Genomic DNA, 23,310 nt, shown 5'->3' on the forward strand with positions numbered 1-23,310 from the left:
CGGCTCACTTCGGCGGGGTGAACAGGTGCATCAACCCGCGGATCAGACCGATCACCGCGAGCGTGAGGAGTACGGCCGGGCCGGGGCCGAAGAACAGCCAGACCCCGGCGAGGCCTGCCAGCGTGAGCAGGGTGACCAGCAGGGTCAGGGCGATGCCTCGGCCGGTGACGTGGACGAAGAGCAGCGGGATCATCGGGCAACCTCCACGGCGGTCGAGCTAGCAGCAGCAGTACGAGTGGGTTTCGCTTGATACATCCGCGCATCGGCGCGGGAGAGGACGTGTGTCAGGGCGGCGTGCGGGGTGATCGGGATGGTGGCCGCACCCCAGGACATGGCCACGTCCACCGGTTGGCCGTCGACGACGCGGGTGCCGGACAACGCGCGGGTGATCTCGACAGCGCGGGACTCGGCGGTGGCAGCCCTGTCGCCGGTGATGAGCACGGCGAACTCGTCACCGTGCAGCCGCACCACCAGCTCACCCGATGTGCGTATTTCGTCGAGTTCTGTGGCGAGGGTCTGCAACACTCGATCACCGAACCGGTGGCCGTAGGTGTCGTTGAGCGCCTTGAAGCGGTCCACGTCGCCGAGCAGCAGCGCCACCGGTTCCCGGTTCCGCGCGAGGAAGCTCAGGCGGGCGAAGCGGCGGTAGAGCTCGGCACGGTTGCCCAGTCCGGTCAGCGCGTCGGTGTGCAACCGGCGGAACAGGGTGCGGGCGTAGAAGGCAGCACTTCCACCGATGAGCGAGGTGGCCAGTAAGGCCAGTTCGGCCAACACGGTCAGCAGCTCCTCTCGGACAGGCAAAAGGCCCGCCGATCCGGCAGGCCGAACAATGGGAAAACAGCAGGGCAGCAACTCCCTGGAACAGTCAGGCGACGTTGTCGTCTTCGTCGTCGCCGTCGAAGACCTCGATGTGTTCGAGCTCGTCCAGGTCGAGCAGCACGTCCCCGTCCTCGGTGTCTTCGGGGATATCCTCGTCCTCGGTGTCGGCGTACTACATCGACGTGCATCCGGTGAGCAACGTGGAGTACGCGCGGTTCGTCGCCGCGACCGGTCACAGCTCGCCGCAGCACTGGACCGGCGGCACGCATCCGGCCGAGCTGGCCGAGCACCCGGTGGTGTTCGTGACGTGGAAGGACGCCGCCGCCTACGCCCAGTGGGCCGGCAAGGAGTTGCCGAGTGCGCAGCAGTGGGAGAAGGCCGCCCGCGGTACCCGCGGCACGGTCTATCCGTGGGGTGATCAGCCCACGCCGGCCAAGTGCACCGTGCGCGAGAGCGGCATCGGGGCGAGCACGCCGGTGGACCGGTATCAGAGCGGGGCGAGTCCGTACGGGGTCTACGACCTGTGCGGCAACGTGTGGGAGTGGTTTTCCACCGCCTCGCGTCCGGGCCGGCGGGAGCTGCGCGGTGGGGCGTGGACGAGTCCGTTCGAGCGGGCCACGCCGTCCTCGTTCAACGACGCCGCCGAGACGATGTGCGACGACGACACCGGGTTCCGCTGCGTCGTGACCGCCGAGGAGATGGAGCGCCTGCTCAACCGGTAGGCGCGACGTCGCGAGAGTTTAAGATGGCGGTGCGCAGCCGAGTTGATGAGTTGAACTCATGCCGAAGCAGGACTACTACGATGATTCGCATGCGCCGGCGGCGAGCAGCCTGGTCGTGGCCGTGGCTCTCGTCGTGCGCGATTCCGGGGGCAACGTGCTGCTCATCGAGCGCACGGACAACGGGCTGTGGGCCCTGCCCGGCGGGTCCCAGACCTCGGCGAGAGCACGCGTGAGGACGCGATCCGGGAAGTCGAGGAGGAAACCGGGCTCACGGTCGAGGTCACCGACGTCATCGGGATCTACTCCGACCCAAGCACGTGATCACCTACGACGACGGCGAGGTCCGCCAAGAGTTCTCCATCGTCTTCCACGCCCAGGCGAGCAGCGGCCAGTTGCGGACGAGTTCGGAGACCCGCCGGGTGCACTGGGTTTCGCCGGCTGAGGCGACCGCCCTGCCGATGCACGAGTCCATGCGGCTGCGCCTCGAACACGGCACCAGAAGGGCCGAGAACCTTATCTTTCAGCGAGGCGAGCGCGAAAGTCGTTAGCGGGCAGGGGATGGGACAAGAAGTAGCCCTGGTAGGCGTCGACGTTCAGGGCTTGCAGTGTGTGGAGTTGCTGGGACGTTTCGATGCCTTCGGCGACGCAGGTGTGGCCGAGCGCGTGGGTCATGGTGACGATGGCGTGGGCGATGTCGTGGTCGACCGGGTCGGTGTCTATGGTGTTCACGAAGCTGCGGTCGAGTTTGAGGATGTGCACGGGCAGGTTTTTCAGGCGGGTGAGAGTGGAGTAGCCGGTGCCGAAGTCGTCGAGAGCGAAGCGCACGCCGCGCTCGGCAAGGCGGGTCATGGCCTCGTGGGCCTGAGTAGTGAGATCGACCAAGGCGGTTTCGACGACTTCGAGCACCACGCGGCGGGGATCGATGCCGGACTCGTCGAGGAGATCGGTGATCTCACTGAGGAAGTGCGGGGCATCGGGCAGTAGTTCGCTGAGGTTGACCGCGACAGCAGGAGGTGCGTTCCCGGTCGGTCGCCAGCTGGCGGCTTCGGCCAGGGCGGTGCGCAGGACCCACCGGTCGAGCTCGCGGGCGAGGCCGCCTTGCTCGGCTGCTGGCAGGACCACACCGGGGCTCAGCAAGCCGTGTTCGGGGTGGGGCCAGCGCAGCAGCGCTTCGGCAGCCATGATCGTGCCGCTGCTGTCGATGACGGGCTGGTAGTGCAAGGCCAGAGCGTTGGTGCGCAGTGCCTGGCCCAGCTCGCCCTCGAGTTGCAGTTGGCTGTCCACGGCGGTGATCAACTCCGGGTCGGCCAGCGAAATCCGGCCCGGACCGCGGCTTTTCGCGTGGAACATCGCCACGTCGGCATAGCGCAGCACGTCTTGACTGGTCATGGTTTCAGTGAGGAACGCACCCCCGATGGAAGTGGAGATGCTGACCAGCTGGTTACCGGCCGGCACCATCGTGCGCAGCGTCTCTGAGACGCGTTGCGTCAGCGCGTGCAGCCCGCCGAGCGCGTGCAGATCGTTGGCGATGATGAGGAACTCGTCACCGGAGAGCCGACCGACCGTGCACCCGGCGGGCAGGGAGGCGGTGAGTTGCCGCGCCAGGGCGAGGAGGACGTTGTCTCCGGTTTCATGCCCGAGCGAATCATTGATCCGTTTGAAGTTGTCGATGTCGCAGAAGATCACTCCGACGGGTTCGGAGTTGTCGACGGTGAGGTCGGTCAGCAGCTCGTTGATGCCACGTCGGTTCAACAACCCGGTCAACTCGTCGCGACGGGCCTGATCGCGCAGCGCCTGCTCGGCCTGCCGCAGTGCGGTGACGTCGTGCATGAGCACCTGAAAGGCCGGCTGTTCATTCCACGTCGTGCGCACCGAGACCGACTCGACGAGCACCGTGCTCCCGTCCAGGCAGGTCAGGCGCACCTCGGTGGGCTCTGAGGCCATTCCCGGCTCGGTGAGCCCCTCCACCCGCCGACGCAACGCGCGCAGGGAGGGCTCGGCGATGAACTCGTCGATGGAATGCCCGAGCAGTTGCTGATCCGAGTCGGCACGCATCAGCCGCACGGTAGCGGGGTTGACGTAGGTGAGGATGCCGTCTTGGTGCACGCAGACCGCATCGGGGCTGAGTTCGACGAGCAAACGGTACCGGTTGGCGAGCACGGCCAACTGCCGAACGTCCTCACCCTCGGGCCGGGCGTCGGTGACGATGCCCACGAGCCCCTCCGACCGGTCCTTGCCGAACGGGCGCGCCCGGAAGTGCACCCAGTGCGCCACCCCGTCTGCGTCCTCGAACCATTGTTCCGATTCCACGTCCTGCCACACCGGCACCGCGGACATCGACATGATCAAGGGTTCGAGCAGCTCGCGCAAGCGTGTTCGCAACGCCTCGGTGGTGGCGCCGGGCATTGCCAGCAGCCGGGAAAGGCCCGAGGAGAACCACGTGAGATCGCCACTGTCGTGACGATACTGCCACAGCACGGCCCCGTGTGCGGTCAACGCGAGATCCAGCACCGCACGACTCAGCTCGGAACCAGGTGGAAGATCACCGGCGTGCTCGTGCCCCTCGCGAGGCATCCACGTCCCCCTCTCCGTCCGTGTCGACAGGGCAACTGTCTCCACCATCGCCCACGTGCGCAGCCCTCCGCAGTAGCCGTGTCCGGCGAGCGCGCTTCGGCGAGCGCGTCCGGAGAGTGCCGCATAGTGGATCCGGAGGAATACATACTGTGTTTCTCTCCGCCGACTGCAACTCGATGTTTCATTCATATGGGTTAAAAAACGAAATATATAAGCACATGTAGTAGCAAACCTCGAGTGTTCTCGGCACTGTCGTGTGAGGGGAGGGCGCGGTCGTGCTCACGATCCGTGTCCAAGACCGTGCGGAACTGAGCGAGGAGACCAGCATGAGCACACAGCAGTTAGACATCACTGGATTGGGTACGGTCACCGGCTACGGATGGGGTCGGGAGACCCTGTGGGACGGCCTGATCGCGGCGAAACCGGCTGCGTCGCTGCATCCCGGCTATCAGGATGCTGGGCAGCAGTCCGGGTGGGCCGCACTCGTGCCCGAGGGAGGCGACCCGACCGACGGGACCAGCCGGTTCCAACGCGCGATGCGTGCCGCCGCCCGTGAGGCCGTCCAGGACGCCAGCACGCGGGGATGGCAACCCGGCCGGCGGGTCGGCCTGCTGCACGCGGTCGTACTGGGCGAAGTCGATCTGTGGAAGGACTTCTACATCACCCAGGACGGGCAGCTGCCCGTGCGCGACTACCTCGCCCTCATGCCGTCCACACCGATGTCGACGTTGATGCAGGAACACGATTTCCACGGCCCCGCGATGAACGTCGGAGCAATGTGCTCCTCGGGCAACGCGGGCCTGCTCACCGCCAAAGCCTGGCTGGACGCGGGCATCGTCGACGACGTGGTCTTCGTGGCCACCGATCTGTCGGCGACCCCGGAGAACGTCGAGCACTTCGTCAAGATGGGCGTGGCCATCACCGACACCGATCCGCTGCAAGCATGCCGCCCCTTCCAGGAAGGCAGCCGAGGCTTCAGCATGGGTGAAGGCTCCGTGAGCATGGTCCTGTCCAGGCAGACACCCAACCCCTACGCACATGTCCTCGGCGGAGCCATGTCGCACGACGCCCACCACGTCACCTCGATCGACCCGGAACTCACCGACATCCGACGCTGCTTCACCGAAGCCCTCGACAACGCCGACGTCGACCCCAGCGAGGTGCGCTACCTCAACGCCCACGGACCCGGAACCGGCCAGTGCGATCAGGCCGAGGCCACCATCTTCGACTCCCTGTTCCCCGCCGAGGCCCAGCTCTACTCGGTCAAGCCCCTCGCCGGCCACTGCCAGGGCGCCGCCTCGGCCGTCGAGATCGCTGCCACCGCCCTGGGCTACGACCGCAACCTGCTGCCCGCACCGCCCACCATCGCCTCCGGGCACCCACGCCTGCTGAACGGTCCAACCCGGCCGAGCGACGGACTCACAGTCAAATCCTCCATCGGCATGGGTGGCCACAACTCCGCCGTCATCCTCAGCCCAGCATCCGAAGGACCCAACAAGCCCCAAGGCGGCACACGCTGACGTAACCGCTCACTGCACACTGCACAAGCATCTCCCGGGGCCGCACACCAGTCTCAGTGCGCGTGTGTTCAGAATTTCTCCACTGCATCAAGGGCGGCCCCTGCCGGGGCGGTTCAGTTTTTCGTGCTGAAGCTGGCACACCAGCCGTTGTCGGCGCGGATCCGCCAGATCGTGCGCTCCGAGACCTTGAACCCGGCCGTCACGACCTGATTGGCTAGCAGGCGGTAGCCGAACTCCGGATCGTCACGATGGGCGTCGAACACCGCGTTGGCGACCTGAGCCTGCCGGTGCTCGGTACTGGTCACTGGCTGGCGACGCCACCGGTGATAGGGCTGGCGAGCGATCTTCAGGACCCGCCACGTCACCGCCACGGCCCCCGTCGGCGGCGAGCTCGCTGGCGAGCGGGTAGAGCCTTTCCCCGGAGCTGGTCCTGCGACAGATACGCTGCGGCACGCCGTAGCACTTCGTTTTCCTGCTCCAACAAGCGGTTTCGGCGCTTGAGCTCGTGGATCTGGGCGGTCTGATCAGCAGACGAGGCCGGTTGTGCACGTTCGTCGTCGGTGCGGAGCCACTTCTGCAGGGTCATCTCGTGGATGCCGAAGTCAGCGGCGACCTGCGACAGCGGGACACCGGCTTCGCGGTTGCGGGCCACGCGGACGACGACGTCGTCGCGGAACTCGCGGGGTTAGGGCTTGGGCACAGTGACATCCTTTCAGCCTGCCGCGCGGGCTAGCCACGGTGTGTGTCACCTACCTCTGCATCAGCCCCGAAGGGCCGGCCCCGCTCGGGAGGGACGCGGAACCGGCCGATGTCGGTCATGCGTGCCTGTTCCTCGCGTCGCCGCTGGCTTCGTTCGTCACCGGCAGTTCGCTGGCGGTGGACGGGGGCAGCGGAGCCGCGCACGCTGTCGCGGGCAGTTGGTGACGCCGCACCCGCCGGCGCGGGAAGCGGTGCGGCGAACGGTTCGCCGCGGTTCGGAGCGCTGCCGTGCTGGTGCGGAGCCCCGCGGGCAGCGGTTTGTCGGTCGATGCTGGAACGTGGAGGTAGTGATGTCCGGAATGTGCGCGGGTCGCGTCGCCGTGGTGACCGGTGCGGCGCGCGGGCTGGGACGGGCGCACGCGGTGGAACTCGCGCGGCAGGGGGCCCGGGTCGTCGTCCACGACGTCGGCGTGCGCGGGGACGGCGGCGGTGCTGATCCCTCCGCGTGCGCGGAGGTCGCCGCGGAGATCCGGGGGATGGGCGGCGAGGTCCTCGTCGACGGGTCCGATGTCGCGGACTGGGAGCAGGCGCGCGCGCTGATCGATGACGTCGTGACGGCGTTCGGCGGACTCGACGTGCTCGTCAACAACGCCGGATTCCTGCGCGACCGGATGTTCGTCAATATGTCCGAACAGGACTGGGACGAGGTGGTGCGGGTGCACCTCAAGGGGCACGCGGCGATGCTCCGGCACGCCGCGGAGCTCTGGCGCACCCGCGCGAAGAGCGGGCACACCAACGACGCGCGCGTCATCAACACCACCTCCGGTGCCGGGTTGCTCGGCAGCGTGGGGCAGACCAACTACGCCGCGGCGAAGGCGGGTATCATTGCGCTGACGTTGAACGCGGCTGCGGAACTGGGACGTTACGGGGTCAACGTGAACGCGCTCGCCCCCTCGGCGCGCACCAGGATGACCGAAGGCGCCTTCGGGGCGGCAATGTCCGAGCCGGGGGACGGGAGCTTCGACGAGATGGCCCCGGAGAACGTCGCCCCGGTCGTCGCCTGGCTCGGCAGCGACCGCTCGGCTGCGGTGACCGGCAGGGTGTTCGAGGTGGCGGGCGGTTGCCTCTCGGTGGCGCGGGGATGGTCCCGGGGCCCGGAGATCGACCTCGGGCGACGACTGCGAGCCGCGGAAGTGGACGAGATCGTCCCCGACCTCCTCGCTCGGGCGGCGGCACCGGGACCGGTTTACGGGGCGGCGAGCTGAACGGCCCGAGCTGTTGCGGCTCGTGACGTTGTTGGCGCCCCGCCGATGGGAGACGTGATGACGAGCGCTGCGCAGGCGGTGACCTGGACCGACGTCGAGGGGCGCGAGCACACCGCCCGGTGGAGCTCCGCGGGTGGTTTCCCCGCCCCGAAGCGCGTCGTCCCCGGCGACGACCGGTTGCCCGCTGCCGTGGCGCACCGCATGGCCAGCGAGGGCACCGGGATCCTCTGGCAGGGCGACTTCCACAACGCGCGGCAGCTCCTCGGCGCGATGCGGCGGCGGGCCGACCGGAAGCGCCGCGGCCGCGCCGCCGATCCCGCGACCGCGTTCCACCAGCACCGCCAGCGGCAGGCGCAGCGCGCCCGCGTGCTCTCCCTGCTGCTGGTGCCCCTCGAACCCGGCGGTGTGGTGCCGCTGCGGCGAGCTCCCGAGGTCTCCGCCGCCTGCGCCGAAGCCGGCCTGGACACCGGAGTGTCCTGCGCGCTGCCGCTGCGCGATCTGCTCGGGATGATCGGCGCGCACGAGTGGCGGAGGAAGGGCCTCGCGGTCCCGGCGCTGGGCGGGGAGCGCATCCACCCGCACTACGGCGTGTTCGCGCCCACGCGGAGCGAGTACGTGGATCTCGTCGCCCGGGCACCCCTGCCGCAGGGACGCGCGGCGTGGGACGTCGGAACGGGGACCGGGGTGCTCGCCGCGGTCCTCGCCCGCCGCGGCATGGCGCCGGTGACCGCCACCGACTCGAGCGGGGCGGCCCTGGACTGCGCCCGGGACAACCTGGCGCGCCTGGGGCTCGGCGACCGGGTGGACGTGGTGGGCACCGACCTCTTCCCGGAGTCGGGCACGGCTTCGCTGGTGGTGTGCAACCCGCCGTGGGTCCCCGCCAAACCGACTTCGCGACTGGAGCGCGGTGTCTACGACCCCGGCAGCACCATGCTGCGCGGATTCCTCGGAGGACTGCGCGCGCGGCTCGCGCCCGGCGGTGAGGGGTGGTTGGTCCTGTCCGATCTGGCCGAGCGGTTGGGACTGCGCACGCGCGAACAGCTGCTCCACCTGTTCGACACGTCCGGTGTGGACGTGCTGGACAGGTGCGACGGGCAGCCGCGGCACCCGCGCGCGTCCGATGAGGACGATCCGCTGCACGAGGCCCGAGCGGGCGAGACGGTCTCGCTGTGGCGGCTCGGCCCGCGGTGATCAGCACCTGCGCACAGGTGCGGCAACGGCTTTCCGGGAACCTCCCGCGCCGACTCGCGCGGAGCGCTGCCGGGCGGGGGCCGCCGGTGCGCGGAGCGGTGCGCGCACCGCTCCACGCACCGGCGGGAACCTGCGGCGAACCGGCGCCGGTGTCAGCCGCAGAGCTTCCAGTCGCCGTCCTCCTTGACGAGGTTGAGCTTCGACGACTGCGGCTGCTGACCGGGAATGCTCGTCTTGATCGTGGCCGTGCCCTTGTCGCCGTTCTGCTGAACGCCTTCCAGCTCGGTCTTCACCTTCTTGACCTGGTTCAGCTGCTGCGGGTTGGCCTGCTTGAGGTACTGCTCCTTCTGCTTCTGGATCTGCTCGATCTGCGGCATCGCCTTCTCGCAGACCACGGCGCGGTAGTCCTCGGCGTTGACGCTCCGCGGGTTCTGCGTTTCCTGCGAGGTCAGATCCACGTAGCGCTGGGCCGCTGCTTCGGCCGAACTGCCGAAGAGGAAGAAGTACGCGGCCGTCGCGCCACCGCCGACGATGATCAGCGCAGCCGCGATCGAACCGACGAGGAGGCCGATCTTCTTGCGGTTGCGCCGCTTCCCCCGCCCGGGCGACGAAGACTGCTGCGGCAGCTGCTGCCACACCTGCTGCTGCGGTGTCAGCGGCTGCGCGGGCTGCTGGGCGGGTTCCTCCGGCGGCTGCGCGGGCTGCTGCATCCGCGTCGTCTCGTCCGCCTGTCCTCCGCCGGTCTGCTGCTCGTTCCCGGCGGGCTGCGCGGGATCGTCGGAGTCCGCGGCGCCGGTGTTGGAGAGGAACCGGGTGCTCTCCTCGGCCGGCGCGGACTCCGACGCCGTCTCGTCCGTGCGGGCGGACTCCTCCGCGGCCTCCGTGCCCCCGGGTTCGGAGGCCGCCTCCGAACCGGTCGCATCCGCCGCGGACGTGGTGTCTTCCTCGTTCTCGTCCGGGGTCCGATCCCCGGATTCGTGCGGTGGAGTCGTCATACGGCCTTCCGTGCGCGGAATTCCTCCGCGCGGTGTTCGAGTGCGGTTTCGATCGATCCCGAGCGGAGGGATTCGGTCTCCTGGTCCCTGCCCTGTGTCCGCCCGGTGCCCTGCGAGCTCGATCGCGGGCTCGACGACGGCGAGCGTCGAACCCGACACTAGCGGAAACGGTGGACGTCGTCGAAGACCGCGCCGGGGCCGGTCGTGATTCCGCGGCACCGCGCCGCGCGAATTCCGAAAATTCCGGAATTGCGCGGTGCCGGTTTCGCCCCTAACGCGGTTTGCGGGCCACCGCGCCCATGATCGCCGCGGGGTCCTGCTCCGCGGTGCCGCACCACTCCGCGCAGCGCACGAGCCCCGGCGGGACGTATTCCAGCCCCTCGAACAACCGCTCGATCTCCTCCGGGCTGCGCAGGTGGTAGGGCAGCGGTGCGGTCTCGTTGTAGCGGCGCTCCGCCTCGACCACGCCCTCGTCGAGGTTGCTGCCGTCGTAGAGCGCCAGGTAGCTGCCCGGGGGAAGCCGCGTGAGCAGTCCGTCGACGACCTGCTTGGCCTGCCCGGTGTCCGCGATGTGCCCGAGGACGCCCATGAGCAGCACGGCGACCGGCCGGTTCAGGTCGAGCGCCTCCCCGGCGCGATCGAGCACCTGCTCGGCGTCGTGCAGGTCCGCGTGCACGTAGCGGGTCTCCTGCCCGGGCACGGAGCGCAGCAGCGCGCGGGCGTGCGCGAGCACGAGGGGGTCGTTGTCGACGTAGACCACGCGGCATCCGGACGCGCTGCGGTGGGCCACCTCGTGGGTGTTGTCCGCGGTGGGCAGGCCGGTGCCGATGTCCAGGAACTGCCGCACGCCGAGCCCGGCCAGGTGCTCGACGACGCGGACGAGGAAGTCCCGGCCCCCGCGCGCCATCGCGCTGATGCTCGGGTAGTCGCGGTGGATGACGTCGCCGAGTTCGCGGTCGACCTCGTAGTTGTCCTTGCCGCCCAGCCAGTAGTTCCACACGCGTGCGGAGTGCGGCACGCTCGTGTCGATCTCGTCGGACGGAACGCCGGAAGCCATCGGGAGCCCCTCCCCGGAATGTGATCAACTTTTCCGGTGAGGAGTCTCGCACGGGCGACGGGTTCGCGTCCCGGGATCGGCGGGGAACGGCAGCGGCCGGCGCCGGCGGGCTCCCGGGGCCTCACCCGCCGGCCATCGCGCCGATGATGAGGAGCGGTTCCTCGCCGGAGGCGACCTCGGCGGGCAGCGGGTCGTCCGGTTCCTCGTGCGAGAGGTCCTGCTGGCAGGCGTAGAAGCGGACGTACGCGCGGCGCCGGAACGTGTCCTGGTCGCGGATGGTGCCCCGCAGCGCGGGGTGGCGGACTTCCAGCGCGTCCAGCACGGATCGCTGGGTCGGGGTCCCGTCGACGTCGAGCTCGACCTCGCGTTCGTCGACCTTGGCGAGCGTGCGCAGGTGCGCGGGCAGGCTGACGCGGATCATCACCTCTCCTCTCGGCGGATCCCGCCCCCCGGGACGGGAGGGGTCACGGCAGCGTCTGGGCCTCCACGGAGAGCACGGCGGGCAGGTCGCGGACCACCGGGGCCCAGCTGTCGCCCTCGTCGGCGGAGGCGTAGACCTGACCGCCGGTGGTGCCGAAGTACACGCCGCAGCTGTCCAGCGTGTCCACGGCCATCGCGTTGCGCAGCACGTTGACGTAGCAGTGCTGCTGGGGGAGACCTCCGGTGAGCGGTTCCCACTCGCCACCACCGGTGCGGCTGCGGTAGACCCGCAACCGGCCTTCCGGCGGGTAGTGCAGCGAGTCGCTGGTGATCGGCACGACGTAGACCGTGCTCTCCTCGTGCGGGTGCACCACGATCGGGAAGCCGAAGTCGCTGGGCAGGTTCCCGCTGACCTCGTGCCAGGAGTCCCCGCCGTCGTCGCTGCGCATCACGTCCCAGTGCTTCTGCATGTACAGCACTCGCGGCTGCCGGGGGTGCATCGCGATGCGGTGCACGCAGTGACCGACCTCGGCCTGCGGGTCGGGGATGCCGTCGGTGTGCAGGCCGCGGTTGATCGGCTGCCAGCTCGCACCGCCGTCGGTGGTGCGGAAGGCCCCGGCCGCCGAGATGGCGGTGTACATGCGGTCGGGGTCGTCCGGGGCGGGGATGATGGTGTGCAGGCACATGCCGCCGGCGCCCGGGTGCCAGTCGGGGGCGGTGCCGTGCTCGCGCAGCGCGGGCAGTTCCCGCCACGTCGCGCCGCCGTCGGTGGTGCGGAACAGGGCCGCGTCCTCCACCCCGGCGTAGACCGTGTCCGGGTCGCTGCTGAGCGGTTCCAGGTGCCACACCCGCGTGAACTCCCACGGGCGCTGGGTGCCGTCGAACCACTGGTGCGTGCCCGGTTCGCCGGCGTAGGTGAAGTGGTTGCCGACCGGTTCCCACGTCGCGCCGCCGTCGTCGGAGCGCTGGATCAGCTGGCCGAACCAGCCCATCGACGGCGCCGCGTACAGCCGGTCCGGATCGGCCGGGGAGCCGGTGAGGTGGTAGACCTCCCAGCCGGCGAAGTAGGGGCCGTCGACCGACCAGGAGCTGCGGTCGCCGTCGGAGCGCAGCACGAACGCGCCCTTCCGCGTGCCGACGAGAACCCGGACCCGTGTCATGCCTGCTCCTCAGCGTCGTGGGCCGCCGTCCCGGAGGGGGCGAGTGCCGCCACCGTAGTGCCGGCCGCCGCGGTCGGTCTTCTTCGATTTTGCGGTGTTCGCGCGGCCAGCGGCGGAAGCGCGACGAGCACGGGCGGCGCCCACTCCGGGGCGATGTCCAGCGAGACCGCGTGGCCGGTGCTGACCTGCTGCGCCCGCGCGCGGACCGGGTGCGGGCACTGGCCGACGGCCTGCTGCGCGGGCGCGAGGTGCGCCCGCGGGTCGGCCGCTGCGGGCAGCGCCGTGCCGAGCAGCCAGTACTCCCCCGGGGGAACGCCGGTGAACGTGAAGCTCCCCGGGCGCTCGAGCAGCGATCCGGCCACGGGCACGCCGCTCGGGGACCGCTGGCCGAACAGGCCGACGTAGATCACCGCACCCGGCAGCCGGGCGGAGGCCGCCGGGGGCAGGGTCACCGTGCCGGTGACGGTGGCGCCGCGGCGGGCGCGTCCGGGTCGGTGCACCGGCTCGCGCGGGTTCTCGGTGAGCTGCTCGGGCAGGCGGCGGAACGCGGTGGGGGTCGTGCCGACGACGCGGGTGAACCGGCTGGTGAACGTCCCGGGGGAGTCGAAGCCGACGGCCAGGCACACGTCGAGCACGCGATCACCGCCGGACAGCAGCAGCTCCTTGGCGCGCTGGAAGCGGTGCGCGGCGAGGAAGCGCCCCGGCGGCTGCCCGACGGCGCGTTCGAACGTGCGGGCCAGGTGGTGCGGGCTGTAGCCGACGTGGTCGGCGACGTCACCGAGGCGGAGCGGCTCGGCCGCGTGGGCGGTGATGAAGCGCGCCGCTGCGACGACGGGGGCGGAGGAGGTCGCGGGTTCGGGCATGGCGTTGCTCCGCGGTGGAGGATGCGCGCCGATGAGCACGGGTGCGGTCGTTGTGCGCCGAGAGTAGCGCCGCGCACCGACAACCGCCCGCGGTCGCGCCCCGCGCTCCCCGGAGTTCCCGCGAGGAGCGGTTCACTGCTCGGGTTCGTCCCCGGCGGTGAGCTTGCCGAGCAACCGCAGCAGTTCGCCGCGCTCCTCGGGGGCGAGCCGGCGCAGCATCTCCGCGTCGATCGCGTCGGCGACGGGCGCGGCGGCGCGCAGTTCCCGCTCGCCCTGCTCGGTGAGTTCCAGCAGGCGGCGCCGGCGGTCCTCGTCGTCGACGGCGCGCCGGACGAGCCCGCGGCTTTCCAGGCGCACCAGCAGCGAGGCGAGGGTGGCCTTGTCGATCGCGGCGCGCTGGCCGAGGGCGGTCTGCTCGATGCCGGGGTTGGCGTGGATGGCGGTGAGCACGGCGTACTGCGGTTTGGTCAGCGACAGCCGCGCCTGCCAGTCGGCGGCGTGCTCCTGCAACGCGCGGCGGAGGAAGTGGAAGACGGCCTGATCGAGTTCCACGGGCTCGTTCCTCGTCGGGGGCGGCGGGCTGTGCGCCACATCGTAGTGCACGGCCTCCGCGGGACGAGTTAGTATGTACACGAACGTTCGTACACGAACCAATGGATGCGCGGGAGCGGTGGGATGCGACTCGTCGTCGGCATCAGCGGAGCGACCGGGGCCCCCTTCGGGGTCCGCCTGCTCGAGGTCCTGCACGAGCTGCCCGAAGTGCACACGCACCTGGTGATGAGCCGGTGGGCGCGCACGACCGTCGAACTGGAGACCTCCCGCAGCGCGCGGGAGGTCGCCGAACTCGCCGACACCGTGCACGGCAGCGGCGACCAGGCAGCGGAGATCTCCTCCGGCTCGTTCCGCACCGACGGCATGGTCATCGCCCCGTGCAGCATGAAGACCCTCGCCGGCATCCGCGCCGGATACGCCGACGGGCTGCTCGGGCGGGCCGCCGACGTGGTGCTCAAGGAGCGCCGCCGGCTCGTGCTGGTGGCCCGCGAATCCCCCCTGAGCGAGATCCACCTGGACAACATGCTCGCGCTGTCCCGGATGGGCGCGACGGTCCTGCCGCCCGTCCCCGCGTTCTACGACCACCCGCAATCGGTGTCCGATGTGGTCGACCACGTCGTCACCCGCGTGCTCGACCAGTTCGACCTGCCCGCGCCGAACCCGAAGAGGTGGGGAGGTCTTGCCGCCGCGCGCGCCGAGGAGTCCGAAACCCGCCCCGAGCGGCCGCGCTGATCCGCGCAGCTGCCCGGAGATCACGAACAGGAGGAGCAGTGCCCCACGACGATTTCCGGTCCTACTTGGACGCGCTGAACCGGGAAGGCCAGCTGCTGCACGTCGCCGAGCAGGTCGACCCCGAGCCCGACCTCGGCGCAGCGGCGAACGCGGCACCCCGCCTGGGGGAGACGGCCCCCGCGCTGTACTTCGACAACGTCACCGGGTTCACCGACGCGCGCATCGCGCTCAACGCGCACGGCTCGTGGCCCAACCACGCCGTCGCCATGGACCTGCCGACGAACACCTCCACCCGCGAGCAGGTCGAGGAGTTCATCCGCCGCTGGGAGGACTTCCCCGTGCCGCCGGAGCGGCGCGCGGATCCGCCGTTCGCCGCGAACACCCGCGAGGGCGAGGACGTCGACCTGTTCGACGTGCTGCCGCTGTTCCGGCTCAACGACGGTGACGGCGGGTTCTACCTGGACAAGGCGGCGGTCGTCTCCCGCGACCCGGAGGACCCGGAGAACTTCGACAAGCAGAACGTCGGCACCTACCGGCTCGAGGTCAAGGGGCAGAACAAGCTCGGCATGCAACCGGTGCCGATGCACGACATCGCGCTGCACCTGGGCAAGGCCGAGGAGGGGGACGAGGACCTGCCGGTCGCGATCGCGCTGGGCAACGACCCGGTCATGACGATGGTCGCCGGCACGCCGCTCGGCTACGAGCAGTCCGAGTACGAGATGGCGGGGGCGCTGCGCGGGGCTCCCGCGCCGATCGCCACCGCACCGCTGACCGGGTTGGACGTCCCCTGGGGGTGCGAGGTCCTGCTGGAAGGCGTCGTCGAGGGCCGGAAGAGGGAGATCGAGGGCCCGTTCGGCGAGTTCACCGGGCACTACTCCGGCGGCCGGAACATGACCGTGGTGCGCATCGACCGCATCTCCTTCCGCACCAGTCCGGTCTTCGAGTCGCTGTACCTCGGCAAGCCGTGGACCGAGATCGACTACCTGATCGGGCCGGCCACCTGCGTGCCGCTGCAGCAGCAGCTGCGCGCGGACTTCCCGGAGGTGCAGGCGGTCAACGCGATGTACACGCACGGGCTGCTGGCGATCGTGTCCACCAGGAAGCGCTACGGCGGTTTCGCCCGCGCCGTCGGGCTGCGCACCATGACCACCCCGCACGGGCTCGGCTACACCAAGGTCGTGATCGTCGTCGACGAGGACGTCGACCCGTTCGACCTGCCGCAGGTGATGTGGGCGCTGTCCACGAAGGTCAACCCGGCCAGCGATCTGGTGAACCTGCCCGGCATGTCCGTGCTGGAGCTGGATCCGGGATCGCAGCCGCCCGGGATCAGCAACAAGCTCGTCATCGACGCGACCACCCCGGTCAAGCCGGACGACCGCGGGCACTACAGCCAACCGGTGAGCGACCTGCCGGAAACCCCCGCGTGGGTGGAGAAACTGCGCGGCATGCTCGCCGAGCGCTGATACCGACCCGCCGACACCGAAGCAGAGGAGGACCATGATGTGCCCGCGTTGCGCGTGGGAGGAGCTCCACCACCTCGCCACCTCGCCCGTGCCCGACGTGTGGGAGGTCTGGCAGTGCGCCCGGTGCCTGTACACCTGGCGCACCACCGAGCCGGCCCGCCGCAGCACGCGCGCGGCCTACCCGGAACGGTTCCGCATGACCCAGGCCGACATCGACGCGGCCCCGGAGGTGCCCGCCGTGCCACCGCTGTCCGGCAGCGCCCGCTCCGGTGGGGCGCAGTCCGGTGGGGCGCAGGGGTGATCGGGCATGGCCGATGACGACACGCTCATGTGGGAAGCGCGCGCGGTGCCGGGCTCGTGCGGGGCGCTGCTCCGCTGGGTCGAGGAGACCGCCCTGCCAGCCGCGCGCGGTGCGACCCGGCTCGCCGAGGCCCGGCTGTACGAAGCCGGTGAGGACCGCGTCGTGGCGATCCTGCACTTCGACGGTGCTCCCGCGTCGCTGCCGGAGCCACCCCGGGAACTGCTCCACCGGGAGCCCCACCAGTGGACGTTCCGCTGCGTCCGGGCCCGCTAGGAGGAGCTCCTCCGGTGGGGGACGTGCTCTCCCGGGTCCCGTGAGTTGCACCGAGCTCACCCAGATTGGATCCGTTCCAGTGTGCGCAATTTTCATGAAAATTGCGCACACTGGAATCGGTCAAAAGAGGGAGCTGCAGGGCAACCGGCGTTTCTCAGTCTTTCGGGTTGATGCAGCCCAGGACCTGGGTGGTTCAGCAGTGGTGCAGCGCCGGGGTGGGCGGCGGTGACGGGACGGTCCCGCTTCAGGAACCGGTGCGGGCGGGGACGGAGGGCTCCTCCGCCCTGGGTGGAGCCGCGTTGCGCGGCAGGAACCGGTCGAGCGCCACGAGCAGCGCCCCCAGCAGCCAGAACGCCGCGCCGTAGAGGACCACGTTCTGCGCCACCCCGGCCGCGCCGAGCATGTCGACGTTGATGAACGGGTAGGGGTAGCGCACCTCCGCATCGATGAGCGCGCCGCGCACGAGGGCGAACACGAAGTAGCAGACCGGGTAGGCCAGCCAGAGCAGCCCGCAGCGCCAGCGCAAGCGGCGGTGCTCGTCGAAGAGCAGCCAGTCGAGCACCGCCAGCACGGGCACGGCGGTGTGCAGCAGCCAGGTCGACAGCTCCATCGCCGCGGTCGGGGCGACGTCGCCTCCCTCCATCGTGTCCGACGGCGCGTCGGCGAGCACGAAGTTGAACACCAGCCCGGTGATGACGATGTACAGCGTGGCAGCACCCTTGAGCCATCCCGGCAGCGGCGCGCGCCGCGCGAACGACGCCCAGGCCGACCAGGCGAACGCCGCGGCCAGCAGGATGTTGCTCTGCACGGTGAAGAACACGAGGGAATCGCCGGCGCCGTGCTGGTGGACGTTGAGCACCACGCCGAGGGCGGCGACCAGAGCGACCACGACGCGATAGAACCCGGCGACCGAACTGCCGCGCACACCCCACCCCCGCGAGATCACCGACGCGCAAACAGTCCAACCGTAACTGAGGTGAACGGTTCCGGATCCTCGCCTGGTGTGTGATGTGCGCGGCAGTGCTCGTCAGTCGCGGGCCCAGCTCCCCTCAGCCGCGGGTGATCAGCGAACGCGCGAAGAACCCGAGGTTGGCGGGACGTTCGGCCAGCCGGCGCATGAAGTAGCCGTACCAGTCCTCGCCGTAGGCCACGTACACGCGCAGCCGGTTGCCCTCGGCGACGATGCGCCGCTGCTCCTCGGGTCGGATGCCGTAGAGCATCTGGTACTCGAAGTCCGCGGGACCGCGTCCGCACCGCTCGGCCAGATCGGAGGCGATCGGCACCAGCCGCGGATCGTGCGTGGCCACCATCGGGTAGCCGTTGCCCGCCATGAGCACCCGCAGGCACCGCACGTACGAGCGGTCCACCTCGTGCCGCTGCTGGAACGCAACCGAGGCGGGCTCGGAATAGGCGCCCTTGCACAGCCGCACCCGCGCCCCGCTGGTGGCCAGGTCGCGGCAGTCTCCCTCGGTGCGGCTCAGGTACGCCTGCAGCACGGCGCCGACCCAGGGAAAGTCCACCCGCAGGTCCCGCAGGATCCCCAGGGTGGAGTCGATGGTGGTGTGGTCCTCCATGTCCAGGGTCACCGTGGTGCCCGCCGCGGCGGCCGCCTCGCAGATCGCGCGCGCGTTGTCCAGCGCGAGCTTCTCGCCGTCGCGCACCAGGAACTGGCCCACGGCCGAGAGCTTCACCGAGACCTCGGCGTGCTCGGCCAGCCCGCCGGCGCGCAGGGCTCCGAGCACCTGCTCGTAGGCCCGGACCGTCTCGGCGGCCCGTTCCCGGTCCACCGTGCCCTCACCGAGGTGGTCGAGGCTGACGGTCATGCCCTGGTCGACGAGCCGGTGCACGGCGGCCACGGCCTGCTCCGTCGTAGTGCCCGCGACGAAGCGGTCGACCACGGCGCTGGTCAGCGGGTTGGCTTCGACGAGGTGGCGCATCCGCGGCGAGCGCGCGGCGGCGAGCAGGGTGCTCCGGAACATGGTCGGTCTCCTGGAGTTTCGGGGTCCGGGACGGCGGGGCGCGGCCGGTTCCGCGCCCCGGCGCGGAACCGGCGTGGGTGACGTCAGCCCATGTGGGGGTAGGTGTGGTCGGTGGGGGTGACGAAGGTTTCCTTGATTGCTCGGGGGCTGGTCCAGCGTTGCAGGTTGAATGGTGAGCCGGCTTTGTCGTTGGTGCCGGAGGCGCGGCTGCCGCCGAACGGTTGGCGCGACACGATGGAGCCGGTGGGTTTGTCGTTGACGTAGAAGTTGCCGGCGGCGAACCGCAGCCGGTGGTGCGCTTCGTCGATGGCGGTCCGGTCGGTGGCGAAGACGGCGCCGGTCAGCCCGTAGGGGCTGGTCGCGTCGACCTGGTCGAGCATCTGGGGGTAGGTGGTGTCGTCGTAGACGTGCACCGCGATGATCGGGCCGAAGTATTCGGTGGTGAAGGCTTCGTCGGTGGGGTCGGTGCCGACGAGCACGGTCGGTTCGACGAAGTAGCCGGTGGTGTCGTCGCAGCCGCCGCCGGCGAGGACCTCCAGGGAGGGTTCGCGTGTTGCGCGCTGCAGCGCCGCGGCGTGTTTGGCGAATGCGCGGTTGTCGATGACGGCTCCGCCGAAGTGGGCGAAGTCGGTGACGTCGCCGTAGGAGAGCGCCCGGGTGGTGTCGGCGACGCGTTCGCGCAGGCCGGATTCCCACAGCGAGCGGGGCACGTAGGCCCGCGAGGCGGCCGAGCACTTCTGGCCCTGGTACTCGAACGCGCCGCGCACCATGGCCGTGGCCACGGCTTCCGGATCGGCCGAGGGGTGGGCGACGATGAAGTCCTTGCCGCCGGCCTCGCCGACGATGCGGGGGTAGCTGCGGTAGGTCTCCAGGTTCTCGCCGATGGTGCGCCACAGCCTGCGGAACGTGGCCGCCGAGCCGGTGAAGTGCAGCCCGGCGAAGTGCGGGTCGGTCAGGGCGACCTCGCTGACCGCCTGGCCGTCGCCGGTGACCATGTTGATCACGCCGGGTGGCAGGCCGGCGGCCTCCAGCATCCGCAGCGAGTAGTGGGCCGCGAACTGCTGCGTCGGTGTCGGTTTCCACACCACGGTGTTGCCCATCAGCGCCGGGGCGGTGGGCAGGTTCGCCGCGATCGCGGTGAAGTTGAACGGGGTGATCGCGGTGACGAAGCCGTCCAGCGGGCGGTAGTCCATGCGGTTCCACTCGCCGGGCACCGACCGGGGCTGCTCGGCGAGGATCTGCCGGGCGAAGTGCACGTTGAACCGCAGGAAGTCGGCGAACTCGCAGACCGCCTCGATCTCGGACTGGTGCACCGACTTGGACTGGCCGAGCATCGTCGCGCCGTTGATCGTGTCCCGCCACGGCCCGGAGAGCATGTCGGCCGCGCGCAGCAGCACCGCAGCCCGCTCGTCGAAGGGGGTGGCGGCCCAGCCCGCGGCGGCGTCTCTCGCGGCGCGGACCGCGTCGGCGACGTCGGCGCGCGTGGCCTGCGCGGAGGTGCCGAGCACGTGGGCGTGCTCGTGCGGCTGGACCACGTCGAAGCGCGTGCCGCCGGCCATGCGCTGCTCGCCACCGATGGTGCAGGTCAGCTCGACGTGGTCGGCCTCGAGCTCGGCGATGCGCTTCTGCAGCGACTCCCGCTGCGCAGAACCGGGGCGGTACTCGTGCACCGGCTCGTTGGCCGGAGCCGGAACGGATGTGACCGCGTCCATGGCCATCCTCCTCGTTGCGGTTCGGGGTGGTTGTGTCCCGCTCTCACGGGAAGATTAGGTGTTTTCCACGTCACGCGTGTTGTTCGAGCGGCTATCGTTGGCCCGATCCGGTTGTTCTGCTGCACGAATGAACCAAGGTGTGGGAGTGGACGAGGTGAACGAGGCCCGCGACCCCTCGCAGGGTGGTCCTGCGCAGGGTGGTCCTGCGCAGGGCGAGGCGCGCGCGGGCGAGGAACGCGAGGTGCCGCTGCGGCAGCTGCTCATCGCCGTGGGCGATCCGCTGGTGGAGGTGCTCGCCGCGCCCCGCGGCTTCGACGTCCCCGTCGCGGACGTCGCCATCCTCGACCCGGAGGAGGACATCAGCGGCCACCGCGGCGACTTCGTCCTCGTCATCGGGGCGCGCGGGCGGGCGGCGCTGCGCGTGGTGCGCGCCGCCGCGCGGGCCGGTGCGGTGGCCGTGGCCGTCAAGGTGACCAGCGACCAGGACGCGCGGGTGCTGCGCGACTCGGCCATCGACGAGGGCATCGCCCTGCTCGGCGTGCGCGGCGAGGTGCGCTGGGAGCAGCTCGAGTCGTTCGCCCGGTCGGCGCTGCACCACGCCCGGCTGGCCGGGGACGCCGAGGCCGCCGAGTCCATCGGCGACCTGTTCTCCCTGGCGCAGACGGTCGCGGCGATCACCGGCGGCAGCGTCAGCATCGAGGACACCGCCAACCGGGTGCTGGCCTACTCGCGCTCCGACGAGGACGTCGACGAGCTGCGGCGCCTGTCCATCCTGGGCAGGCAAGGACCCGAGTCGTACCTGGTGATGCTGCGCGAGTGGGGCGTGTACGAGCGGCTGCGCTCCGGGGAGGAAGTCGTGCGCATCGACGAGCACCCGGACCTGGGCATCCGCGGGCGGATGGCCGTCGGCATCCACGCCGGCGCGCAACCGCTGGGCACGATCTGGGTGCAGGAGGGGCGCCGCGGGCTGGCCCCCGACTCGGAACGCGCCCTGCTCGGCGCCGCCCGGGTCGCCGCGCTGCACCTGATCCGCCAGCGCACCGAGGCCAGCGCCGGTCCGCGGTTCCGGGAGAACCTGCTGACCGGGCTGCTCGACGGGCGGGTCGACGCCCGCTCGGTGGCCGACAACATCGGCGCCGACGTGGAGCGGCCGGCCGCGGTCGCGGTGTTCACGCTGCGCCCGGCCGAGACCCTCGCGTCCGACCACGCGGAGCGCGAGCTGCAACGGGCCGAACTGACCAGCCTCATCTCGGTGCACGCGGCCGCCTACCGGCGCAGCGCGCTGGTGACCATGCTCGGCTCGCGGGTGTACGTGCTGCTGCCCGACCTGCCCGGACGCGGTGCCGGGACCTCCGCGCTGGGACTCGTGCAGGAGATCGCGCAGGCCGCGCGCCAGCACCTGCGCGTGCGGATCCGCGCCGGGGTCGGCTCAGCGGTGGGCACGCTCGAGGACGCCGCCGAGTCGCGCGCGGAGGCCGACCGCGTGCTCGGCGCGCTGTCGACCGAGGGCGGACCGGAGATCGCCACGCTGGACGACGTGCGCGCGCACGTGCTGCTCGGCGAGGCGCTGTCGGTGCTGCGGGGGCAGGAGCGGTTCCGCGACGGGCGGCTGGACGCGCTGCGGGCCCACGACGCCGAGCACGGCGCCGAGCTGGCCCGCTCGCTGCTGGCCTACCTCGACGCGTTCGGCGACGTGCGCAGCGCCAGCGCGCAGCTGCACGTGCACCCGAACACGCTGCGCTACCGGATCCGGCGGGCGGGCGAGATCGCCGGCGTCGACCTCGGCGACGCCACCGAACGCCTCAGCGCCCAGCTGCAGCTGCGCGCCTTCGGCACCGGGTGATGCCGGGGCTTCCGGTGCTGCGCTCCAGCCGGACTTCGTCGCGTCGTTTCGCGCGCGGGGGAGCTCGCAGCTCCTCCGCAGCGGCAGGCGTCAGCGGCGTGGCGAAGCGCTGCTAGAGCTTGCGCAGGCGGATCCGGTTGATCGAGTGGTCGGCGTCCTTGCGCAGCACCAGGGACGCCCGCGGGCGCGTGGGCAGGATGTTGTCCACGAGGTTCGGCTCGTTGATGGTCTTCCACAGGTGCCGTGCCTCGTCGCGCGCCTCCTGATCGGACAGTCCGGCGAAGTGGTGGAAGTGCGCCCGCGGGTCGGAGAAGGACAGCCCGCGCAGGGCGAGGAACCGGTCGACGTACCACTGCTGGATGTTGTCGAGGTGCGCGTCGACGTAGATGGAGAAGTCGAACAGGTCCGAGACGGTCAGGCTCGGCCCCGGTTGGAGCACGTTGAGCCCCTCCAGGACGAGGATGTCGGGCTGGCGGACGACCTGGCGCTCGTCGGGCAGGATGTCGTAGGCCCGGTGCGAGTACACGGGAGCGGAGACCTCGGGCTCCCCGGATTTCACCTCGCTGACGAACCGCAGCAGCTTCCGGCGGTCGTAGCTCTCCGGGAATCCCTTGCGGTGCATGATCCCGCGGCGCACGAGCTCCGCCTTGGGGTGCAGGAACCCGTCGGTGGTGACCAGGTCCACGCGGGGGTGGTCGGGCCAGCGGGCCAGCAGGGTGCGCAGGATGCGCGCGGTCGTCGACTTGCCGACGGCGACGCTGCCGGCGATGCCGATGACGAACGGCACCTTCGCCGTGTTCCCGCCGCCCCCGAGGAAGGTGGTCGACGCCGCGTGCAGCTGCTGCCGGGCGGCCACCTGGAGGTTGATCAGCCGCGACAGGGGGAGGTAGACCTCGGCGACCTCGGTGAGGTCCACCGGCTCCCCCAGGCCGCGCAGCCGGTCGAGCTCCTCCTCGGTCAGCGGGAGCGGCAGGCTGTCGCGCAGCTCTCGCCACTGCTCGCGGTGCAGTTCGACGTACGGGCTCTGTTCGCGAACGCGCGTCACGCTATACCCCTCGACGATGAGGCGGGGACAACAACGACCCGTGCTGCCGCAGCGGCAACTCGAGCAGGCTAGACCCGCGCCTTCGCCGCGTGCAGTGATCCACTGCACTGTGAGAGCAACGGAAC

26 protein-coding genes and 1 pseudogene are annotated in these 23,310 nt (G+C 70.6%); 12 read left to right on the plus strand and 15 right to left on the minus strand.

The window, feature by feature from the left end; all coding sequences use genetic code 11:
* Positions 1-4: 4 nt before the first annotated feature.
* Together ACYVJE_RS14765 and ACYVJE_RS14770 are read right to left on the minus strand one after the other, a co-directional pair.
* Positions 5-193 (minus strand): hypothetical protein, encoded by a 189-nt coding sequence (locus ACYVJE_RS14765; RefSeq protein ID WP_461144907.1) that lies wholly within the window; start codon positions 191-193, stop codon positions 5-7.
* Positions 190-774: a GGDEF domain-containing protein gene (locus ACYVJE_RS14770; RefSeq protein ID WP_461144908.1), complete on the minus strand. Its 585-nt coding sequence runs from the start codon at positions 772-774 to the stop codon at positions 190-192. The genes ACYVJE_RS14765 and ACYVJE_RS14770 overlap by 4 nt, the downstream gene beginning before the upstream one ends.
* 134 nt (positions 775-908) lie before the next feature.
* Here ACYVJE_RS14770 and ACYVJE_RS14775 point away from each other — a divergent pair, with 134 nt between their 5' ends.
* The 3 genes from ACYVJE_RS14775 (at position 909) to ACYVJE_RS14785 (ending at position 2,089) form a co-directional block, all read left to right on the plus strand.
* Positions 909-1,541 carry a formylglycine-generating enzyme family protein gene (locus ACYVJE_RS14775; protein ID WP_461144978.1) on the plus strand — a complete coding sequence of 211 codons (633 nt, stop codon included), beginning with the start codon at positions 909-911 and terminating at the stop codon, positions 1,539-1,541.
* A 186-nt stretch (positions 1,542-1,727) separates the two neighbouring features.
* Positions 1,728-1,862 carry an NUDIX domain-containing protein gene (locus ACYVJE_RS14780; protein ID WP_461144909.1) on the plus strand — a complete coding sequence of 45 codons (135 nt, stop codon included), beginning with the start codon at positions 1,728-1,730 and terminating at the stop codon, positions 1,860-1,862.
* A complete protein-coding gene (locus ACYVJE_RS14785) occupies positions 1,859-2,089 on the plus strand; it encodes an NUDIX hydrolase (RefSeq protein WP_461144910.1) in 231 nt (76 codons plus the stop codon). The genes ACYVJE_RS14780 and ACYVJE_RS14785 overlap by 4 nt, the downstream gene beginning before the upstream one ends.
* Here ACYVJE_RS14785 and ACYVJE_RS14790 read toward each other — a convergent pair.
* A complete protein-coding gene (locus ACYVJE_RS14790) occupies positions 2,055-4,052 on the minus strand; it encodes a putative bifunctional diguanylate cyclase/phosphodiesterase (RefSeq protein ID WP_461144911.1) in 1,998 nt (665 codons plus the stop codon). The genes ACYVJE_RS14785 and ACYVJE_RS14790 overlap by 35 nt on opposite strands.
* A 389-nt stretch (positions 4,053-4,441) precedes the next feature.
* Between ACYVJE_RS14790 and ACYVJE_RS14795 the strand changes: the two genes are divergently transcribed.
* Positions 4,442-5,635, plus strand: a complete 1,194-nt coding sequence (locus ACYVJE_RS14795; protein ID WP_459156604.1) for a beta-ketoacyl synthase N-terminal-like domain-containing protein — start codon at positions 4,442-4,444, stop codon at positions 5,633-5,635.
* Between the two features lie 113 nt (positions 5,636-5,748).
* Here the strand turns inward: ACYVJE_RS14795 and ACYVJE_RS14800 are convergent, their stop codons facing one another.
* Both ACYVJE_RS14800 and ACYVJE_RS14805 read right to left on the minus strand, forming a co-directional pair.
* On the minus strand, positions 5,749-6,006 hold the full coding sequence (locus ACYVJE_RS14800) for a hypothetical protein (protein WP_461144912.1): 258 nt from the start codon (positions 6,004-6,006) through the stop codon (positions 5,749-5,751).
* Positions 5,997-6,299 (minus strand): annotated as a pseudogene (locus ACYVJE_RS14805) (transposase); the annotation flags it as partial. The pseudogene ACYVJE_RS14805 and the gene ACYVJE_RS14800, both read right to left, overlap by 10 nt.
* Positions 6,300-6,373: 74 nt before the next feature.
* Here ACYVJE_RS14805 and ACYVJE_RS14810 point away from each other — a divergent pair.
* The 3 genes from ACYVJE_RS14810 (at position 6,374) to ACYVJE_RS14820 (ending at position 8,790) form a co-directional block, all read left to right on the plus strand.
* Positions 6,374-6,559, plus strand: coding sequence for an SDR family oxidoreductase (locus tag ACYVJE_RS14810; protein WP_459156602.1), 186 nt, complete (start codon positions 6,374-6,376; stop codon positions 6,557-6,559).
* Between the two features lie 125 nt (positions 6,560-6,684).
* On the plus strand, positions 6,685-7,599 hold the full coding sequence (locus ACYVJE_RS14815) for an SDR family oxidoreductase (protein WP_461144913.1): 915 nt from the start codon (positions 6,685-6,687) through the stop codon (positions 7,597-7,599).
* 57 nt (positions 7,600-7,656) lie between these two features.
* Positions 7,657-8,790, plus strand: a complete 1,134-nt coding sequence (locus tag ACYVJE_RS14820) for a methyltransferase (RefSeq protein WP_461144914.1) — start codon at positions 7,657-7,659, stop codon at positions 8,788-8,790.
* 152 nt (positions 8,791-8,942) lie between these two features.
* Here ACYVJE_RS14820 and ACYVJE_RS14825 read toward each other — a convergent pair whose 3' ends face one another.
* The 6 genes from ACYVJE_RS14825 to ACYVJE_RS14850 all read right to left on the minus strand — a co-directional run bounded on the left by ACYVJE_RS14825 (position 8,943) and on the right by ACYVJE_RS14850 (position 13,837).
* Positions 8,943-9,785 carry an Rv0361 family membrane protein gene (locus tag ACYVJE_RS14825; protein ID WP_461144915.1) on the minus strand — a complete coding sequence of 281 codons (843 nt, stop codon included), beginning with the start codon at positions 9,783-9,785 and terminating at the stop codon, positions 8,943-8,945.
* Positions 9,786-10,056: 271 nt separating this feature from the next.
* Positions 10,057-10,842 carry an SAM-dependent methyltransferase gene (locus ACYVJE_RS14830; protein ID WP_461144916.1) on the minus strand — a complete coding sequence of 262 codons (786 nt, stop codon included), beginning with the start codon at positions 10,840-10,842 and terminating at the stop codon, positions 10,057-10,059.
* Positions 10,843-10,963: 121 nt separating this feature from the next.
* Positions 10,964-11,263, minus strand: coding sequence for a MoaD/ThiS family protein (locus ACYVJE_RS14835; protein WP_459156597.1), 300 nt, complete (start codon positions 11,261-11,263; stop codon positions 10,964-10,966).
* A 43-nt stretch (positions 11,264-11,306) separates the two neighbouring features.
* The gene (locus tag ACYVJE_RS14840) at positions 11,307-12,422 is read right to left on the minus strand and encodes a WD40/YVTN/BNR-like repeat-containing protein (protein ID WP_461144917.1); all 1,116 of its coding nucleotides are present in this window, start codon (positions 12,420-12,422) and stop codon (positions 11,307-11,309) included.
* Positions 12,419-13,285 carry a helix-turn-helix domain-containing protein gene (locus ACYVJE_RS14845; RefSeq protein ID WP_461144918.1) on the minus strand — a complete coding sequence of 289 codons (867 nt, stop codon included), beginning with the start codon at positions 13,283-13,285 and terminating at the stop codon, positions 12,419-12,421. Before ACYVJE_RS14845 ends, ACYVJE_RS14840 begins: the two co-directional genes overlap by 4 nt.
* Before the next feature lie 132 nt (positions 13,286-13,417).
* Positions 13,418-13,837, minus strand: coding sequence for a MarR family winged helix-turn-helix transcriptional regulator (locus ACYVJE_RS14850; RefSeq protein WP_459156594.1), 420 nt, complete (start codon positions 13,835-13,837; stop codon positions 13,418-13,420).
* 123 nt (positions 13,838-13,960) lie between these two features.
* Between ACYVJE_RS14850 and ACYVJE_RS14855 the strand changes: the two genes are divergently transcribed.
* From ACYVJE_RS14855 to ACYVJE_RS14870, 4 genes are read left to right on the plus strand one after another with little or no spacing between them, the layout of a single operon-like run.
* Positions 13,961-14,569, plus strand: coding sequence for a non-oxidative hydroxyarylic acid decarboxylases subunit B (locus ACYVJE_RS14855; protein WP_461144919.1), 609 nt, complete (start codon positions 13,961-13,963; stop codon positions 14,567-14,569).
* Positions 14,570-14,607: 38 nt separating this feature from the next.
* Positions 14,608-16,032, plus strand: a complete 1,425-nt coding sequence (locus ACYVJE_RS14860) for a non-oxidative hydroxyarylic acid decarboxylases subunit C (RefSeq protein ID WP_461144920.1) — start codon at positions 14,608-14,610, stop codon at positions 16,030-16,032.
* A 37-nt stretch (positions 16,033-16,069) separates the two neighbouring features.
* Positions 16,070-16,333, plus strand: a complete 264-nt coding sequence (locus ACYVJE_RS14865; protein ID WP_461144921.1) for a non-oxidative hydroxyarylic acid decarboxylases subunit D — start codon at positions 16,070-16,072, stop codon at positions 16,331-16,333.
* A 6-nt stretch (positions 16,334-16,339) separates the two neighbouring features.
* Positions 16,340-16,606, plus strand: a complete 267-nt coding sequence (locus ACYVJE_RS14870) for a hypothetical protein (RefSeq protein WP_461144922.1) — start codon at positions 16,340-16,342, stop codon at positions 16,604-16,606.
* 244 nt (positions 16,607-16,850) lie between these two features.
* Here ACYVJE_RS14870 and ACYVJE_RS14875 read toward each other — a convergent pair whose 3' ends face one another.
* The 3 genes from ACYVJE_RS14875 to pruA form a co-directional block, all read right to left on the minus strand.
* Positions 16,851-17,495: a Pr6Pr family membrane protein gene (locus tag ACYVJE_RS14875; protein ID WP_461144923.1), complete on the minus strand. Its 645-nt coding sequence runs from the start codon at positions 17,493-17,495 to the stop codon at positions 16,851-16,853.
* 160 nt (positions 17,496-17,655) lie between these two features.
* Positions 17,656-18,585, minus strand: a complete 930-nt coding sequence (locus tag ACYVJE_RS14880) for a proline dehydrogenase family protein (RefSeq protein ID WP_461144924.1) — start codon at positions 18,583-18,585, stop codon at positions 17,656-17,658.
* Between the two features lie 83 nt (positions 18,586-18,668).
* Entirely contained in the window at positions 18,669-20,297 is a 1,629-nt protein-coding gene (gene pruA / locus ACYVJE_RS14885; protein WP_459156587.1) for an L-glutamate gamma-semialdehyde dehydrogenase, read from the minus strand.
* Positions 20,298-20,538: 241 nt separating this feature from the next.
* Here pruA and ACYVJE_RS14890 point away from each other — a divergent pair, with 241 nt between their 5' ends.
* Complete coding sequence (locus tag ACYVJE_RS14890; protein WP_461144979.1) at positions 20,539-22,140, plus strand: PucR family transcriptional regulator; 1,602 nt, start codon at positions 20,539-20,541, stop codon at positions 22,138-22,140.
* 112 nt (positions 22,141-22,252) lie between these two features.
* Here the strand turns inward: ACYVJE_RS14890 and coaA are convergent, their stop codons facing one another.
* On the minus strand, positions 22,253-23,185 hold the full coding sequence (gene coaA, locus ACYVJE_RS14895) for a type I pantothenate kinase (RefSeq protein ID WP_459156586.1): 933 nt from the start codon (positions 23,183-23,185) through the stop codon (positions 22,253-22,255).
* Positions 23,186-23,310: the final 125 nt, after the last annotated feature.

The organism is Salinifilum aidingensis (assembly GCF_054782015.1).